Consider the following 14,495-nt stretch of genomic DNA (forward strand, 5'->3'; position numbering starts at 1 on the left):
GGTGGAGGCCTCAGGCGGCGGCGAGCCGGACGGCGTGGACGGGGATGCGCACCGACTCGTCGTCCAGGCACTGCCCGTTCGCCAGGTCGAAGCGCTGCTTGAGCAGCGGCGAGGCGACGTACACCCGGCCGTCCCCGGTCGACCCGATCAGGCCGCGGGAGAGCACGTACGCGCCGGTGAACGGGTCGCGGTTGGCGACGGCGTACAGCGTGTCCGAGCGGTCCCGGAAGACCGCGGCCTGGGTGCCGTCCGGCAGCAGCACGGCGACGCCGCGGCCGGGGGTCAGGTGGTCCAGGTCGCAGACGGCCGTCCAGGTGCTGCCGGCCAGCAACTCGATGCGGGTGGTGGTGGCGACAGTGGTCATCGGGTCTCCAGGAGCTGCGAGTTGTCGGGGTCGAGGGCGGCGAGCAGCTCTTCCTCGGTGGCGAGCAGCACCAGATCGGGCTTGATCTGGTCGCGCTCCGGGGTGAACTGGATGCTCGGGTCGGGCACGCCCGGGGCGTTGACGAAGGAGACGAACCGGCGCATGCGCTCCGGGTCGGCGAGGGTCGCGGCCCACTCGTCCTGGTAGTCGGCGACGTGGTGGTCCATCATCGCCTCCAGGTCGGCGGCGAGGCCGAGCGAGTCGTTCACCACCACGTCGCGGACGTGGTCGAGGCCGCCCTCGATCCGGTCCAGCCAGGTGGAGGTGCGCTCCAGCCGGTCGGCGGTGCGGATGTAGAACATCAGGAACCGGTCGATCAGCCTGATCAGCTGCTCGTCGTCGAGGTCCTGGGCGAGCAGGTCCGCGTGGCGCGGGGTGGCGCCGCCGTTGCCGCCGACGTAGAGGTTCCAGCCGTTGGAGGTGGCGATGATGCCGAAGTCCTTGCCGCGGGCCTCGGCGCACTCGCGGGCGCAGCCGGAGACGGCCGACTTGAGCTTGTGCGGGCTGCGCAGGCCGCGGTAGCGGAGCTCCAGCTGGATCGCCATGGCGACCGAGTCCTGCACGCCGTAGCGGCACCAGGTCGAGCCGACGCAGGACTTCACGGTGCGCAGCGACTTGCCGTAGGCGTGGCCGGACTCGAAGCCGGCGTCGACCAGGCGGTTCCAGATCGCCGGGAGCTGGTCGACGCGGGCACCGAAGAGGTCGATCCGCTGACCGCCGGTGATCTTGGTGTAGAGGCCGAAGTCGCGGGCGACCTCGCCGATCACGATCAGCTTGTCGGGGGTGATCTCGCCGCCGGGGATGCGCGGGACGACCGAGTACGAGCCGTTCTTCTGCAGGTTCGCCAGGAAGTGGTCGTTGGTGTCCTGCAGGGCCGCCTGCTCGCCGTCCAGGATGTGCCCGGACGCCTCCAGCTCGGGGGCCAGCGAGGCGATGATCGAGCCGACGGTCGGCTTGCAGACCTCGCAGCCCTCGCCCTGCAGGCGGCCGTGCTCGGCGAGCAGCTGCCGGTGCGTCGCGATCCGCTTGACCCGGACGATCTCGTACAGCTCGGCGCGGGTGTGGCCGAAGCAGGGGCACAGGCCCCGGTCGACCTCGACGCCGGAGGCCTCCAGCTCGTCGGTGACGATCGTGGAGAGCAGCTTGATGCAGGAGCCGCAGCCGGTGCCGGCCTTGGTGCACTTCTTGACCTCGGGCACCGTGCCGCAGCTGTGCTCGGTGACCGCGGCGCGGACCTGGCCCTTGGTGACGTTGTGGCAGTTGCAGACGACCGCGTCGTCCGGCAGTGCGGAGCTGCCCAGCGAGACCGGGGCGCCCACACCGGCCGGCAGCACCAGCGACTCGGCGGGCACGGGCAGCGGGTTGCCGGTACCGGCCAGCGGCCGCAGCGAGGAGTACGCCTCGGCGTCGCCGACCAGGATGCCGCCGAGCAGCGCGCCCTCGGGGGTGACGACGAGCTTCTTGTAGACACCGGAACGGGAGTCGGAGTAGACGACGTCCAGCGAACCGGGGGTGGTGCCGAACGCGTCGCCGAAGCTGGCGACGTCCACCCCGAGGAGCTTCAGCTTGGTGGACAGGTCGGCGCCGGTGAAGGCCTTGCCCGTGCCGTCGGCGAGCTGCTGGGCGACGCTCTGCGCCATCTCGTAGCCGGGGGCGACCAGGCCGTACACCCGGCCGTCGACGGCCAGCGCGCACTCGCCGATGGCGAAGACGTGCTCGTCGGAGGTGCGGCACAGCTCGTCGATCGCGATGCCGCCGCGCTCGCCGACCGTCAGGCCGCAGTCGCGGGCCAGCTGGTCGCGGGGGCGGACACCGGCGGAGAAGATCACCAGGTCGGTCTCCAGCTCGGAGCCGTCGGTGAAGGTCATCCCGGTGGCCCGGCCGTCGGTGACGACGACGGTCTTGGTGCCGACCCCGGTGTGGACGACGACGCCCATCTCCTCGATGGTGCGGCGCAGCGCCTCACCACCGGCCGGGTCGACCTGCACCGGCATCAGCCGCGGCGCGAACTCGACGACGTGGGTCTCCAGGCCGAGGCCCTTGAGCGCACCGGCCGCCTCCAGGCCGAGCAGGCCGCCACCGACGACCGCGCCGACGTTCGCCGTCGCCGCGTAGGCCTCGATGGCCTCCAGGTCCTCGATGGTGCGGTAGACGAAGCAGCCCTCGGCGTCCTTGCCGTCCACCGGCGGCACGAACGGGTACGAGCCGGTGGCCAGCACCAGCGTGTCGTACGCCACGGTGTGCCCGGCGGCGGTGGTGACGGACTTCCCGGCACGGTCGATCGAGGCGACCGGGGACGACAGGTGCACCTCGAAGCCGTGCGTGTCGGTGAAGCCCGCCTCGGCGAGCAGCAGGTCGTCCGCGCTCTTGCCGGAGAAGTACGAGGTCAGGGCGACGCGGTCGTACGCGTGGCGGGGCTCCTCGGCGAGGACGACGACGCGGTAGCGGTCGGCGGCTCCGGTGTCGGCCAGGGCTTCCAGGAAGCGGTGGCCGACCATGCCGTACCCGACCAGGACGACGGTCGGCTTCATGGTGGTCATCGGGCTGGTGGTCATCGGGAGGGCCCTCCGGTGGTCGTGCTCTGGGTGGTGAGCAGGTGCAGCGGGTGTGCTGACAGGGCCTCGTCGCCCTCCCAGGTGCCGGCGAGGTCGCCGACGGTGTCGAGGTCGCCGAGCAGCACGCCGCCGACGAGTCGGTCGCCGCCCTGCTCGTCGCGGCGGACGATGACCTTGCGGTAGGTGCCGCGGCTGGCGTCGGCCAGCCGGACCACCCGGTCCCCGGGGCCGGCCGGCGCGGTCTCGCCGAACGCGGCGAGGTCGAGCGGCGCGGAGTCGGGGCCGGTCAGCGTCAGCCTGGTCAGCAGGCGGCTGCCCTGGTAGGGGGTGTCGTGGCCGGTCAGGATCCGGGCGAGCCGGTCGGCCTGGGCCAGGGCCGGCCCGGCGAGGCCGTACACCACACCGCGGTGCTCGGCGCAGTCGCCGAGCGCGTGGATGCGCGGGTCACCGGTCCGGAGGTGGTCGTCGACCACGATGCCGCGACGGACGTCCAGGCCGGCGGCCTGGGCGAGTCCGGCGCGCGGCCGCACCCCGGCGGCCGTGATCAGCAGTTCGGCGTCGAGGCGGAAGCCGTCGGCGAGTTCCACGCCGGTCACCCGGCGGTCCTCGGTCAGCACCGAGCGGACACGGCACTCGGTGTGCACCTCGACGCCCAGCTCGGCGAGGTGGGCGCGCAGCATCTCCGCGGCCTCCTCGTCGAGGTGACGCTCCATGAGGTGCTCGCCCTGGTGGGCCAGCACCACCTGGATGCCGCGGGCGGCCAGGGCGCGGGCCGCGCTCACCCCGAGCAGACCGCCGCCGACGACCACGGCCTGCCGGACACCCGGCAGGTAGCCGTCGATGTCGGCGCAGTCGGCCATCGTCCGGAAGGCGAAGACGCCGGCCGGCAGTTCGTGCCGTTCACTGCCGGTCAGGGCGTCGTCGAACAGGCCGCGCAGCGGCGGCAGCACCGGGTTGGACCCGGTGGCGAGCACGAGGCGGTCGTAGTCGACGACCGCGCCGTCGTCGCACAGCACGCGGCACTCGGCGCGGTCGATCCGGACGGCACGGGCCTGACGGCGCTCCACCTGCGGGGGAAGCGCCGTCAGGGCCGCGATGTCCGGGCTGTAGCGGCCGGCCAGCACCTCGGCGAGCAGCACCCGGTTGTACGGGGCGTACTCCTCCTCGGCGAGCAGCAGCACCCGGCGGGCGCCGTGGGCCACGAGCTGCTGGGCGACCCGGTGGCCGGCCATACCGCCGCCGACCACCACGATCCGCTGCTCCGCTGCACTGTCCGCTGCTGTCATGCCCTTGAGCATGCGGGCCGGAAGTTACCCGGTCGGGGCCGCTCTGTTTCGCGAGCGGAACTTCGACCTCAGCGCCGCGCGCGGGCGGTTGTGAGCCCCTGCTCAGGCCAGCTGGGCCGCCTGGAGACCCGCGTACGCCCCACCACTGCGCAGGAGTTCGGCGTGCGAGCCGATCTCGGCGATCCGGCCCTCGTGCATCACGACGATGCGGTCGGCACCCCGGATCGTCGAGAGCCGGTGGGCGACGACGAACACCGTACGGCCCTGCACGAGCCGGCCCAGCGCCTGCTGCACCAGCGCCTCGGAGCGGGAGTCGAGCGCGGAGGTCGCCTCGTCGAGGATCAGCACCCGCGGGTCGCGGATCAGGGCGCGGGCGATGGCCAGCCGCTGCTTCTGGCCGCCGGAGAGCCGGGCGCCGCGCTCGCCGACCACGGTGCCCAGGCCCTGCGGCAGCCGGTCGATGAACTCCAGCGCGTTGGCGTCGCGCAGCGCGGTGCGCACGGTCTCCTCGGGCACGTCCTTCATGCCGTAGGTGACGTTCTCGCGGATGCTGCCCTCGAAGAGGATCGACTCCTGCGGCACCACCGACAGGAACTTCCGGTAGCTGCGGAGGTCGAGCTCCTCCATGTCGGTGCCGTCCAGCAGGATCCGGCCCTCGGTGGGCCGCAGGAAGCCGATGACGAGGTTCAGCACCGTCGACTTGCCCGCGCCCGACCCGCCGACCAGGGCGATCGTCTCGCCCGGCTGCACGGTCAGGTCGAAGCCGGCGACGGAGGGCTCCTCACCGCCCGGGTAGGTGTGCACGACCCCCTGGAAGTCGATCCGGCCGGTGACCTGCTGCACGTCGGCCTTGCCGGAGTTCTCCTCCAGGTCGGGGGCCTGCAGCACCTCGCCGACCGAGCGGACGGACTCCAGCCCCTTGCCGAGCTGCGGGGTGAGCGTGAGCAGCGTGGTGACCGAGCCGGTCAGGCTGGAGAAGTACGCGCTCAGCATCACGACCGCGCCCGGGGTGACGTCCAGCCAGCCGTAGTAGGCGACCGCCGCGGAACCCGCGAGGCAGCCGACACCGATCGCGTTGAGCATGATCCACGAGAGCGAGCCGAAACGGCCGTTGAGCAGGTCGAGCCGCAGACCGGCGTCCAGCACCCGGCCCAGGGTGCGGTCGACGCGGCGCAGCGCGGTGCGCTCCAGGCCGTGCGCCCGGGTGATCGGGATCAGCGTCGTCATCTCGCTCACCCGGGACGACAACTGCTCGATCTCCTGCCGGAACGACTCGTTCTGGCTCCTGAGCCGCTCGCGCAGCCGCACCACGAGCAGGGCGGCGGCCGGCACGATCAGCAGGAAGACGGGCAGGAAGGCCGGGGTCTGCACGCCGATGACGACCAGGCCGCCGGTGAGGGTGGCGATCGCGGCGAGCCCGTTGTCGGCGGTCTGCTGCGAGGCCGTCTCGATGCCCTCGACGTCGCGGATCACCTTGGCCTGCAGCACGCCCGCGCTGACCCGCGAGTGGTAGCCGATGGACAGCTGCTGCATGCGGTGGCACAGCGCGGAGCGCAGCCGGGTGCCCATCCGCCGGATCGAGCCGTGCATCCAGTGCACGTACAGCAGGTGCAGGGGCAGGTTGAGCAGCAGGATCACCAGCAGGACGGCGGAGTTCCACCACAGCACCGATATCGGCCGGTGCCGGACGACGACGTCGACGATGTTCGCGGTGATCAGCGGCAGCAGCCACACCGGGGAGTGCTTGGCGAGGAACGCGGCGACCGCCAGGGCGACGCGCCCGCGGTCGGGCCGGAAGAGGTAGAGGAGGGTACGGACGGGGTGCTCGCCGCGGTAGCGGTGACTGAGCGGGCCCTGAGGCAGCGCCATGAACGGTTCCCGGGAAGGTCGGTGCGGGGGATCCCGCCATCCTCCCAGGGCCGTGCGGGCCGCAGGGTGGCCGGAACAGGACACCGGCCGCCCTCCCGCAGGCCGCCACCGGACCCGCCCGGCGCCCCCGCGGCACTCAGCCTGCGGGCGCGGGGTCCCCGGCGGGCTCCAGTCGCACCGCGCACGCCTTGAACTCCGGCATCCGCGACACCGGGTCGAGCGCCGGGTTGGTGTGCACGTTGGCGTTGGCCGCGCCCGGCCAGTGGAACGGCATGAACACCGTGTCGGGTCTGATCGCCGTGGTGAGCCGGGCGGGGGTGACGGTCCGCCCGCGCCGGCTCACCACGGCCACCTGCTCGCCGTCCTGGATCCCGAGCCGCTCGGCGAGTCTCGGGTGCAGTTCGACGAACGCACCGGGGGCGGCGGCATTGAGCTCGGCCACCCGGCGGGTCTGGGCGCCGGACTGGTACTGGGCCAGCACCCGGCCCGTCGTCAGGCGTACGGGGAAGGCGTCGTCCGGCTCCTCGGCGGCCGGCCGGTGCTGGACGGCCGTGAAGCGGGCCCGCCCGTCCGGCGTCGCGAACCGGTCGAGGAACAGCCGCGGCGTGCCCGGGTGCCCGGCGGACGGGCACGGCCAGAACACCCCGTCCTCTGCGGCGATCCGCTCGTAGCTGATGCCCGCGTAGTCGGCCGGCCCGCCCGCGGACGCCCGGCGCAGCTCGTCGAAGACCTTCTCCGGCTCGGTCGGGAAACCCTCCCCGTGGCCGAGCCGCCCGGCGAGCGCGTGCATGACGTCCAGGTCGCTGCGCACGCCCCCCGGCGCGTCAACGGCCTTGCGGCGCAGGATGACGCGTCCCTCGAGGTTGGTCATCGTGCCGGTCTCCTCCGCCCACTGCGTGACCGGCAGCACGACGTCCGCGAGCGCCGCCGTCTCCGAGAGCACGACGTCGCTGACGGCGAGGAAGTCCAGGGCGCGGATCCGCCCGGTGACGTGCTGCGAGTGCGGCGCGGAGACGACCGGGTTGGAGCCCATCAGCAGCAGCGCCCTGACGTCCGTGCCGAGCGAGTCGAGCAGCTCGTACGCGCTGCGCCCCGGGCCGGGCAGGCTCTCCGGGGCGACGCCCCACACCGCGGCGACGTGGGCGCGCGCCGCGGGGTCGTCCAGCTTGCGGTAGCCGGGCAGCTGGTCGGCCTTCTGGCCGTGCTCGCGGCCGCCCTGGCCGTTGCCCTGCCCGGTGAGGCAGCCGTACCCGGCGTTCGGCCGCCCGGCGTTGCCGGTGGCCAGGCAGAGGTTGATCCAGGCGCTGACCGTGTCGGTGCCCTTCGCCTGCTGCTCCGGGCCGCGGGCGGTCAGCACCATGCCGGTCGGTGCCCCGCAGAACAGCCGGACGGCCTCCCGCAGCTGCGGCAGCGGCACGCCGGTGACCGACTCGACGTGCTCCGGCCAGTGTGCCATCGCCGCGGCCCGGGTCTCGGCCCAGCCGGTGGTGCGGTCGGCGATGAACGCCTCGTCGGTGAGCCCGCCGGCGACCACCAGGTGCAGCATGCCGAGGGCCAGCGCCAGGTCGGTGCCGGGCCGCGGCGCGAGGTGGAGGTCGGCGAGTTCGGCGGTGCGGGTGCGGCGCGGGTCGACGACGATCAGGCGGCCGCCGTTCTCCTGCAGCTCCCGCAGGTAGCGGACGAAGGGCGGCATGGTCTCGGCGGGGTTGCCGCCGACCAGGATCACGCAGCCGGCCTTCGGGATGTCCTCGACGGGGAAGGGCAGGCCGCGGTCCAGGCCGAACGCCCGGATGCCGCCCGCCGCCGCCGACGACATGCAGAAGCGGCCGTTGTAGTCGATGGCGGAGGTGCCGAGCACCACCCGCGCGAACTTGCCGAGCAGGTACGCCTTCTCGTTGGTCAGCCCGCCGCCGCCGAACACTCCGACGGCGTCCCGTCCGTGGGTGCGGGCGGTCGCCGTGAGGGCCTCGGCGATGCGGTCCAGCGCCTCGTCCCAGCCGGCCGGCCGGAGCTCGCCGTCCACCCGCACCAGCGGGGTGGTCAGCCGGGCGCCGGGGGCGAGCACCGCGGCGGCGTTGGACCCCTTGCCGCACAGCGCGCCCCGGTTGACCGGGAACGAGGGCCGCTCCACCACGGTGACGGGCACGGGCCCGTCGGTGCGGCGCAGCCCCATCCCGCACTGCAGGGCGCAGTACGGGCAGTGGGTGTCGGTGGCGGCATCGTTCATACCGGCCACTGTGCTACGACGCTGTTTCGCCGGGGCGGCCCGCAGGTTACGGCGCCCGCACACCGCCCTCACCTCGGCGTCCGCGCCCTGTGAGGGAGGCCCGGCCACCCGCGGTGCAACCCTCACGGCGCCCCGCGGCGGCTGTGAGGCCAGGGAAACCAGTCGTGACCATCGGGCAACGGCGGGGAAACAGCGGTGGGTGACGCTGGAGTGCATGACGCCGACCCCCACCCTCGCCGTTACCCCGCCGCAGGCCGCCCCCCGGCCCGCCGCCGGCCGGGCCGCCCCGCCGCAGGCCGCCCCGCTGCGCGTGCTGCACGCGTCCCGCCGTCCGGCCCTGGTGCTGGTCGCGCACGGCTCGCGGGACCCGTCCGCCGGGGCGGAGATCGCCCGGCTGCTGGAGCGGCTCCGCGTCGCCCGGCCCGAGCTCGACGTCCGGCTCGCCCACCTGGGGCTCAACGCCCCTCTGCTGCCCGACGTGCTGGACGGCCTCGTCGGCCGGGCGGTCCTGGTGCCGCTGCTGCTGAGCCGCGGCTACCACGCCAAGGTCGACATCCCGGGAGCGCTCGCCGCCGCCCCGCAGGTCACCGGTGCGATCGCCGCGCCGCTGGGCCCGCACCCGCTGCTCGCCGAGGCCCTGCACGCCCGCCTCGCCGAGGCCGGCTGGCGCCGCGGCGCCGACGGCCGCGACGCGGTGGTGCTCGCCGCGTCCGGTTCGCGGGACGCCGAGGCCGCCCTCGACACCGAGGAGCAGGCCCGGCTGCTCGCCCTGCGCCTGGGGGTGCCGGTGCGGCCGGGGTACGTCGCCGCGGGCGGCCCGAGCGTCGCCGAGGCGGTGTCGGCGTTCCACGCCGAGGGCCGCCGGGTCGCGGTCGCCGGGTACTTCACGGCGCCCGGCGACTTCGCCCGCCTCGCCGCCGCGGCCGGCGGCGACCTCGCCTCCGCCGCGCTCGGGGCGCACGACGCGATGGTGCGCCTGGTGCTGGAGCGCTACCGGGCGTGCGTGCCGGCCCTGCTGCCCGCGGCGGCCTGAGCCCGCGGCCTGGGACCCATGGCCTGGGACCCGGCGTCCCGGAGGTCGAAAGGCCGACGGCGACCCGCCGTCCTGTGCCAGGGTTGCCGCATGGCCGACCCCGCCCCCGCCACCGACCCCGCGCGTCCCGCACCCTCAGATCCCGACCCCGCCCCCGCCGCCTCCGGTCCCGTTGCCGACCAGGCCGCCGACCCCGCGCGCCCCGTCCGCGTCCCCGACGCGCTGCGCTTCCTGACCGAGCTGGTCGCCTGGGTCGCCGTGCCCTGGGCGCTCGCCGGGGTGTCGCTCTGGCTCTCCGCCGCCGCGCTGGTCCTGCTGATCGGGCTGCCGACCGTCTTCGCCACCCCCGGCGACAAGACGCAGGTCGTCGTCGCCGTCCCCGGGGCGGCCACGGTCGGGCTGGTCCTGCTGCAGCTGGTCGCCGCGGTCGCCGGTGCCTGGGCCGCCTGGCCCGCCCGGGCGGCCGTCCCCGCCACCGTGCTCGCCGCGGCCTGCCTGGTCGCCGAGCAGCCCCGGTGGCGCCGCCTGACGGCGGCCCGGGCGTAGCGCGGCGCCTCCCGGGATGTCCGTCACCAGGCGTACCGTGGCCGACATATGGACGACACCACGCCGTACGACCCGACCGCCGAGGCCCGCTGGGTGCCGGAGCCGGACAAGCGGCCCGGCCGCACCGCCTTCGAGCGCGACCGCGCCCGCGTCCTGCACTCCGCCGCCCTGCGCCGGCTCGCCGGCACCACCCAGGTCGTGGCGCCGCTGCAGAGCGACTTCCCGCGGACCCGCCTCACCCACTCCCTGGAGTGCGCCCAGGTCGGCCGCGAGCTCGGTGCCGCGCTCGGCTGCGACCCCGACCTCGTCGAGACCGGCTGCCTCGCGCACGACATCGGCCACCCGCCGTTCGGCCACACCGGCGAGGAGGCGCTCGACCAGGCCGCCCGCGCCTGCGGCGGCTTCGAGGGCAACGCCCAGTCGCTGCGCATCCTGACCCGGCTCGAACCCAAGCGCTTCTCCCCGCCGGGGGAGGCGCCCGCGCGGCTCTCCGCCCGGCCCGGCCGCAGCGTGGGCCTCAACCTCAGCCGGGCGGCCCTCGACGCCGCCACGAAGTACCCGTGGGCCCGCGGCGGCCACCCCTCCGACCCGGACTCCACCAAGTACGGCGTCTACACCGACGACCTGCCGGTCTTCCGCTGGCTGCGGGCCGGCGCCCCCGCGGACCGCAAGTGCTTCGAGGCCACCGTCATGGACTGGTCCGACGACGTCGCCTACTCCACCCACGACGTGGAGGACGGCTTCCAGGCCGGTCACATCGACCCGGCCGCGCTGCGCTCCGCCGAGGAGCGGGCCGAGCTCTTCAAGATCGCGGAGCGGTACGCCACCGACGCCGCCCCCGCGGAGCTCGCCGAGGCCCTCGACCGCCTCCGGGCCGAGGACTGGTGGCCGCGCGCCTACGACGGCTCGGCCCGCGCCCGCGCCGGGCTCAAGGACCTCACCAGCCAGCTGATCGGCCGTTTCTGCCTGGCCGCCGAGCAGGCCACCCGGGCCCGCTACGGCCCCGGCCGGCTCACCCGGTACGCCGCCGAGCTGGTCGTGCCGCGCGTGGTCCGGCTGGAGTGCGCGGTGCTCAAGGCCGTGGCCGTCCGCTACGTCATGCAGCGCGACGAGCAGGCGCAGCTCCGCTCGCGGCAGCGGATCGTCATCGCCGAGCTCGCCGACGCGCTCACCCGCGGCGCCCCGGCCGGCCTCGACCCGGTGTTCGCCGCGCTGTACGAGGAGGCCGAGGACGACGGTGCCGCGCTGCGTGCCGTCGTCGACCAGATCGCCACCCTCACCGACGCCTCGGCCCTCGCCCTGCACGCCCGCGTCGTCGGGCACCGCTGACCCCGCCCGTCCCGCCCGGTCGCCTACACTGCACGGGTGGCCGGGCGGATCAGGGACGAGGACGTGCAGGCGGTGCGCAGCGCGCTGCCGATCGACGCCGTGGTCGGCGACTACGTGCAGCTCGTCAACGGCGGCGGCGCCCAGCTGAAGGGCGTCTGCCCGTTCCACGACGAGAAGTCCGCCTCGTTCTACGTACATCCCGGCAAGGGCGTCTTCAACTGCTTCGGCTGCGGCGAGTCCGGCGACACGATCTCCTTCCTGATGAAGATCGAGCACTGTTCGTTCGCCGAGGCCGTCGAGCGGATGGCCGCGCAGGCCGGCATCACCCTGCGGTACGAGGAGGGCGGCTACTCGCCCCGCCACCAGCAGGGCGAGCGCACCCGGCTGGTCGACGCGCACAAGGTGGCCGCGGCCTGGTACGAGGAGCAGCTCGCCTCGCCGGAGGCCGAGATCGGCCGCCGTTTCCTCGCCGAGCGCGGCTTCGACGAGGTGGCGGCTAAGCGGTTCGGTGTGGGCTACGCCCCGGTGGGCTGGGAGCACCTGGTGCGCTACCTGCGCGGCAAGGGCTTCACCGACAAGGAGATCCTGCTCGGCGGCCTGGCCTCGAAGGGGCAGCGCGGCGGGCTGATCGACCGCTTCCGGGGCCGGCTGGTGTGGCCGATCCGCGACACCTCGGGCGAGGTGATCGGCTTCGGCGCGCGCCGCCTGCGCGAGGACGACACGGGCCCCAAGTACCTCAACACCCCCGAGACGCCGCTCTACAAGAAGTCGCACGTGCTGTACGGCATCGACCTGGCCCGCAAGGAGATCGCCAAGTCGGGCCGGGCGGTGGTGGTCGAGGGGTACACCGACGTGATGGCGTGCCATCTCGCGGGCGTGGAGACGGCGGTGGCGACCTGCGGCACCTCGTTCGGCGAGGACCACATCAAGATCATCCGCCGCTTCCTGATGGACACCTCGCAGTACCGCGGCGAGACCGTCTTCACCTTCGACGGCGACGCCGCCGGCCAGAAGGCCGCCCTGCGCGCCTTCGAGGACGACCAGAAGTTCGCCGCCCGCACCTCCATCGCCATCACCCCCGACGGCATGGACCCGTGCGAACTCCGCCTGGCCAAGGGCGACGACGCCGTCCGCGAGCTGATCGCCGACCCCACCCCGCTGTTCGAGTTCGCGCTGCGCTCCGCCGTCGCCCGCCACCGGGTCGACACCGCGGAGGGCCGGGCCTCGGCCCTGGAGGAGGCGGCCGGGATCATCGTCCGGATCAAGGACCGCTCGATCCAGCACGAGTACGCCGTGCAGCTGGCGGGCATGCTCGGCATCCTCGACGAGCAGTTCGTCGTCCGCCGCATCGGCCAGCTCGCCCGCTGGCAGCGGGAGAACCAGGAGAACAGCCGGCAGCGGCCCGGTGCCCGCCGTGCCGAGCCCGCGCCGCAGCCCGTCCGGCCCGCCGTGTCCGCGTACCGGCTCGACCCGCGTGACCCGGCGCAGTTCGTCGAGCGCGAGCTGCTCAAGCTCGCCCTCCAGCACCCGGACCTCGTGAGCCCCGCGTTCGACCAGTACGCGGAGGAGGAGTTCCCCACCCCGCCGTACCGCGCCGTGCGCCAGGCGGTCGGCGCGGCCGGCGGTGCCGCGTACGGTGCCGCGCTGCCGGACTTCACCGCCACCGTCCGCGAGGCCTGCCCGGACGACGAGGTGCGCCGCCTGGTCACCGAGCTGACGGTCGAGCCGATCCGTTCGCGGCGCAAGGCCGACGTCCTCTACGCGGGCGAGTTCCTCGTGAAGCTGCGGCTCCAGGCGGTCGACCGTCGGGTGGCCGAGGTCCGCGCCCACCTCCAGCGCCTCGGCAGCCGTGCCTCCGCGGAGGAGATGAACGCCGTGCAGAGCGAGCTCTACGCCCTCCAGCAGTACGGCCACCAGCTGCGTTCCCGCGGCACCGCGGCGCTCTGAGCGCCGTCCCGGCGGCCCCGGCGGCAGGGTTCTCGGCCGGGAGTGTGGCGTAGCCCACACCGGTGGGTATCCCAGTCGGTACGGCGCGGTGTTCCCCCAGCTGCCGCGCGCGGCCCGAAGGGATTCCCGTGGAGCTTGCCGCAGTGAGCCGGACCCAGGCCGTCGAGAGCGTGGACGGCACCGTGCACGACCGTGCGGCGGCGCCGCCGGGGGACGAGGCGCGGGTGCCCGCGCAGGGCGGCCCGCCGGGTGCGGAGGCCGCCGGTGCCGGGCCCGGGCCCGTGCCCGCGCCCTCGCGGGTGCCCGGCGAGGCGTCGGACTCCGCGCCGCCGCCCGCCCTGGACGAGGCCGTCGGCCCGTCCGCCGACCTGCTGCGGCAGTACCTGCGCGAGATCGGCCGGGAGCGGCTGCTCACCGCCGAGGAGGAGGTCGAGCTGGCCCGCCGGATCGAGGCCGGCCTGTTCGCCGAGGAGGCGCTGGGCCGGGCGGCCGCCGGCGGCGACGCCCTCGACGGCGGTCTCGTCCGCGACCTCGACCGCCTGGTGGTCGTCGGCCGGATGGCCAAGCGCCGCCTCATCGAGGCCAACCTGCGCCTGGTGGTCTCGGTCGCCAAACGGTACGTCGGCCGCGGCCTGACCCTGCTCGACCTCGTGCAGGAGGGCAATCTCGGCCTGATCCGCGCGGTCGAGAAGTTCGACTACGCCCGCGGCTACAAGTTCTCCACCTACGCGACCTGGTGGATCCGCCAGGCGATGAGCCGCGCCCTGGCCGACCAGGCGCGCACGATCCGCGTGCCGGTGCACGTCGTCGAGCAGATCAACCGGGTGCTGCGGGTGCAGCGCTCGATGCTGCAGCAGAACGGGCAGGCGCCCACCGCGGCCGAGGTGGGGCAGGCGCTCCAGCTCACCGAGGAGCGGGTGCGCGAGGTGCTGCGGCTGGCGCAGGAACCGGTCTCGCTGCACACCCCGGTCGGCGAGGAGGACGACGTGGCGCTCGGCGACCTCATCGAGGACGCCGACGCCGCCTCCCCCGCGGAGAGCGCCGCGCTGCTGCTGCTCCGCGAGCACCTCGACGCGGTGCTCGCCACCCTCGGGGAGCGCGAACGGCAGGTCGCCCGGCTGCGGTACGGCCTGGACGACGGCCGCCCGCGGACCCTGGAGGAGATCGGCCTGCTGTTCGGCGTGACGCGGGAGCGGATCCGCCAGATCGAGGCCAAGGCCCTCGGCAAGCTCCGCTCCCACGCCTACGCGGACCAGCTCCGCGCCTACCTGGACTGACG

General features: G+C 74.5%; 10 protein-coding genes. 5 read left to right on the forward strand and 5 right to left on the reverse strand.

Annotated elements, in window-relative coordinates; genetic code table 11:
- Positions 1-10: 10 nt before the first annotated feature.
- The 5 genes from nirD to OG335_RS25445 form a co-directional block, all read right to left on the reverse strand.
- Entirely contained in the window at positions 11-364 is a 354-nt protein-coding gene (gene nirD, locus OG335_RS25425) for a nitrite reductase small subunit NirD (protein WP_405013423.1), read from the reverse strand.
- Entirely contained in the window at positions 361-2,979 is a 2,619-nt protein-coding gene (gene nirB, locus OG335_RS25430; RefSeq protein ID WP_405013424.1) for a nitrite reductase large subunit NirB, read from the reverse strand. Before nirB ends, nirD begins: the two co-directional genes overlap by 4 nt.
- Entirely contained in the window at positions 2,976-4,265 is a 1,290-nt protein-coding gene (locus tag OG335_RS25435) for an NAD(P)/FAD-dependent oxidoreductase (protein ID WP_405013425.1), read from the reverse strand. The genes nirB and OG335_RS25435 overlap by 4 nt, the downstream gene beginning before the upstream one ends.
- A 102-nt stretch (positions 4,266-4,367) precedes the next feature.
- Positions 4,368-6,134: an ABC transporter ATP-binding protein gene (locus tag OG335_RS25440; protein ID WP_405013426.1), complete on the reverse strand. Its 1,767-nt coding sequence runs from the start codon at positions 6,132-6,134 to the stop codon at positions 4,368-4,370.
- Between the two features lie 136 nt (positions 6,135-6,270).
- Positions 6,271-8,361: a molybdopterin oxidoreductase family protein gene (locus OG335_RS25445; protein WP_405013427.1), complete on the reverse strand. Its 2,091-nt coding sequence runs from the start codon at positions 8,359-8,361 to the stop codon at positions 6,271-6,273.
- 214 nt (positions 8,362-8,575) lie between these two features.
- Here OG335_RS25445 and OG335_RS25450 point away from each other — a divergent pair, with 214 nt between their 5' ends.
- The 5 genes from OG335_RS25450 (at position 8,576) to OG335_RS25470 (ending at position 14,493) form a co-directional block, all read left to right on the forward strand.
- Positions 8,576-9,394: a sirohydrochlorin chelatase gene (locus tag OG335_RS25450; protein ID WP_405013428.1), complete on the forward strand. Its 819-nt coding sequence runs from the start codon at positions 8,576-8,578 to the stop codon at positions 9,392-9,394.
- Between the two features lie 90 nt (positions 9,395-9,484).
- Positions 9,485-9,940, forward strand: a complete 456-nt coding sequence (locus OG335_RS25455; RefSeq protein ID WP_405013429.1) for a hypothetical protein — start codon at positions 9,485-9,487, stop codon at positions 9,938-9,940.
- A 48-nt stretch (positions 9,941-9,988) separates the two neighbouring features.
- Positions 9,989-11,269 (forward strand): deoxyguanosinetriphosphate triphosphohydrolase, encoded by a 1,281-nt coding sequence (locus OG335_RS25460; protein ID WP_405013430.1) that lies wholly within the window; start codon positions 9,989-9,991, stop codon positions 11,267-11,269.
- 36 nt (positions 11,270-11,305) lie between these two features.
- On the forward strand, positions 11,306-13,216 hold the full coding sequence (gene dnaG, locus OG335_RS25465) for a DNA primase (RefSeq protein WP_405013431.1): 1,911 nt from the start codon (positions 11,306-11,308) through the stop codon (positions 13,214-13,216).
- Between the two features lie 68 nt (positions 13,217-13,284).
- The gene (locus tag OG335_RS25470) at positions 13,285-14,493 is read left to right on the forward strand and encodes an RNA polymerase sigma factor (protein WP_405015525.1); all 1,209 of its coding nucleotides are present in this window, start codon (positions 13,285-13,287) and stop codon (positions 14,491-14,493) included.
- The last annotated feature ends 2 nt before the right edge of the window (positions 14,494-14,495 follow it).

Origin of the sequence: Kitasatospora sp. NBC_01539, from assembly GCF_045040525.1 — a bacterium.
Taxonomy (GTDB): Bacteria; Actinomycetota; Actinomycetes; order Streptomycetales; family Streptomycetaceae; genus Kitasatospora.

Excerpts from the sequence above, each read along its gene's own strand:
- OG335_RS25435 (WP_405013425.1), bottom strand. The coding sequence starts at position 4,265 with ATGACAGCAGCGGACAGTGCAGCGGAGCAGCGGATCGTGGTGGTCGGC.
- OG335_RS25450 (WP_405013428.1), top strand. The coding sequence starts at position 8,576 with ATGACGCCGACCCCCACCCTCGCCGTTACCCCGCCGCAGGCCGCCCCC.
- OG335_RS25445 (WP_405013427.1), bottom strand. The coding sequence starts at position 8,361 with ATGAACGATGCCGCCACCGACACCCACTGCCCGTACTGCGCCCTGCAG.
- OG335_RS25460 (WP_405013430.1), top strand. The coding sequence starts at position 9,989 with ATGGACGACACCACGCCGTACGACCCGACCGCCGAGGCCCGCTGGGTG.
- OG335_RS25440 (WP_405013426.1), bottom strand. The coding sequence starts at position 6,134 with ATGGCGCTGCCTCAGGGCCCGCTCAGTCACCGCTACCGCGGCGAGCAC.
- nirD (WP_405013423.1), bottom strand. The coding sequence starts at position 364 with ATGACCACTGTCGCCACCACCACCCGCATCGAGTTGCTGGCCGGCAGC.
- OG335_RS25455 (WP_405013429.1), top strand. The coding sequence starts at position 9,485 with ATGGCCGACCCCGCCCCCGCCACCGACCCCGCGCGTCCCGCACCCTCA.
- nirB (WP_405013424.1), bottom strand. The coding sequence starts at position 2,979 with ATGACCACCAGCCCGATGACCACCATGAAGCCGACCGTCGTCCTGGTC.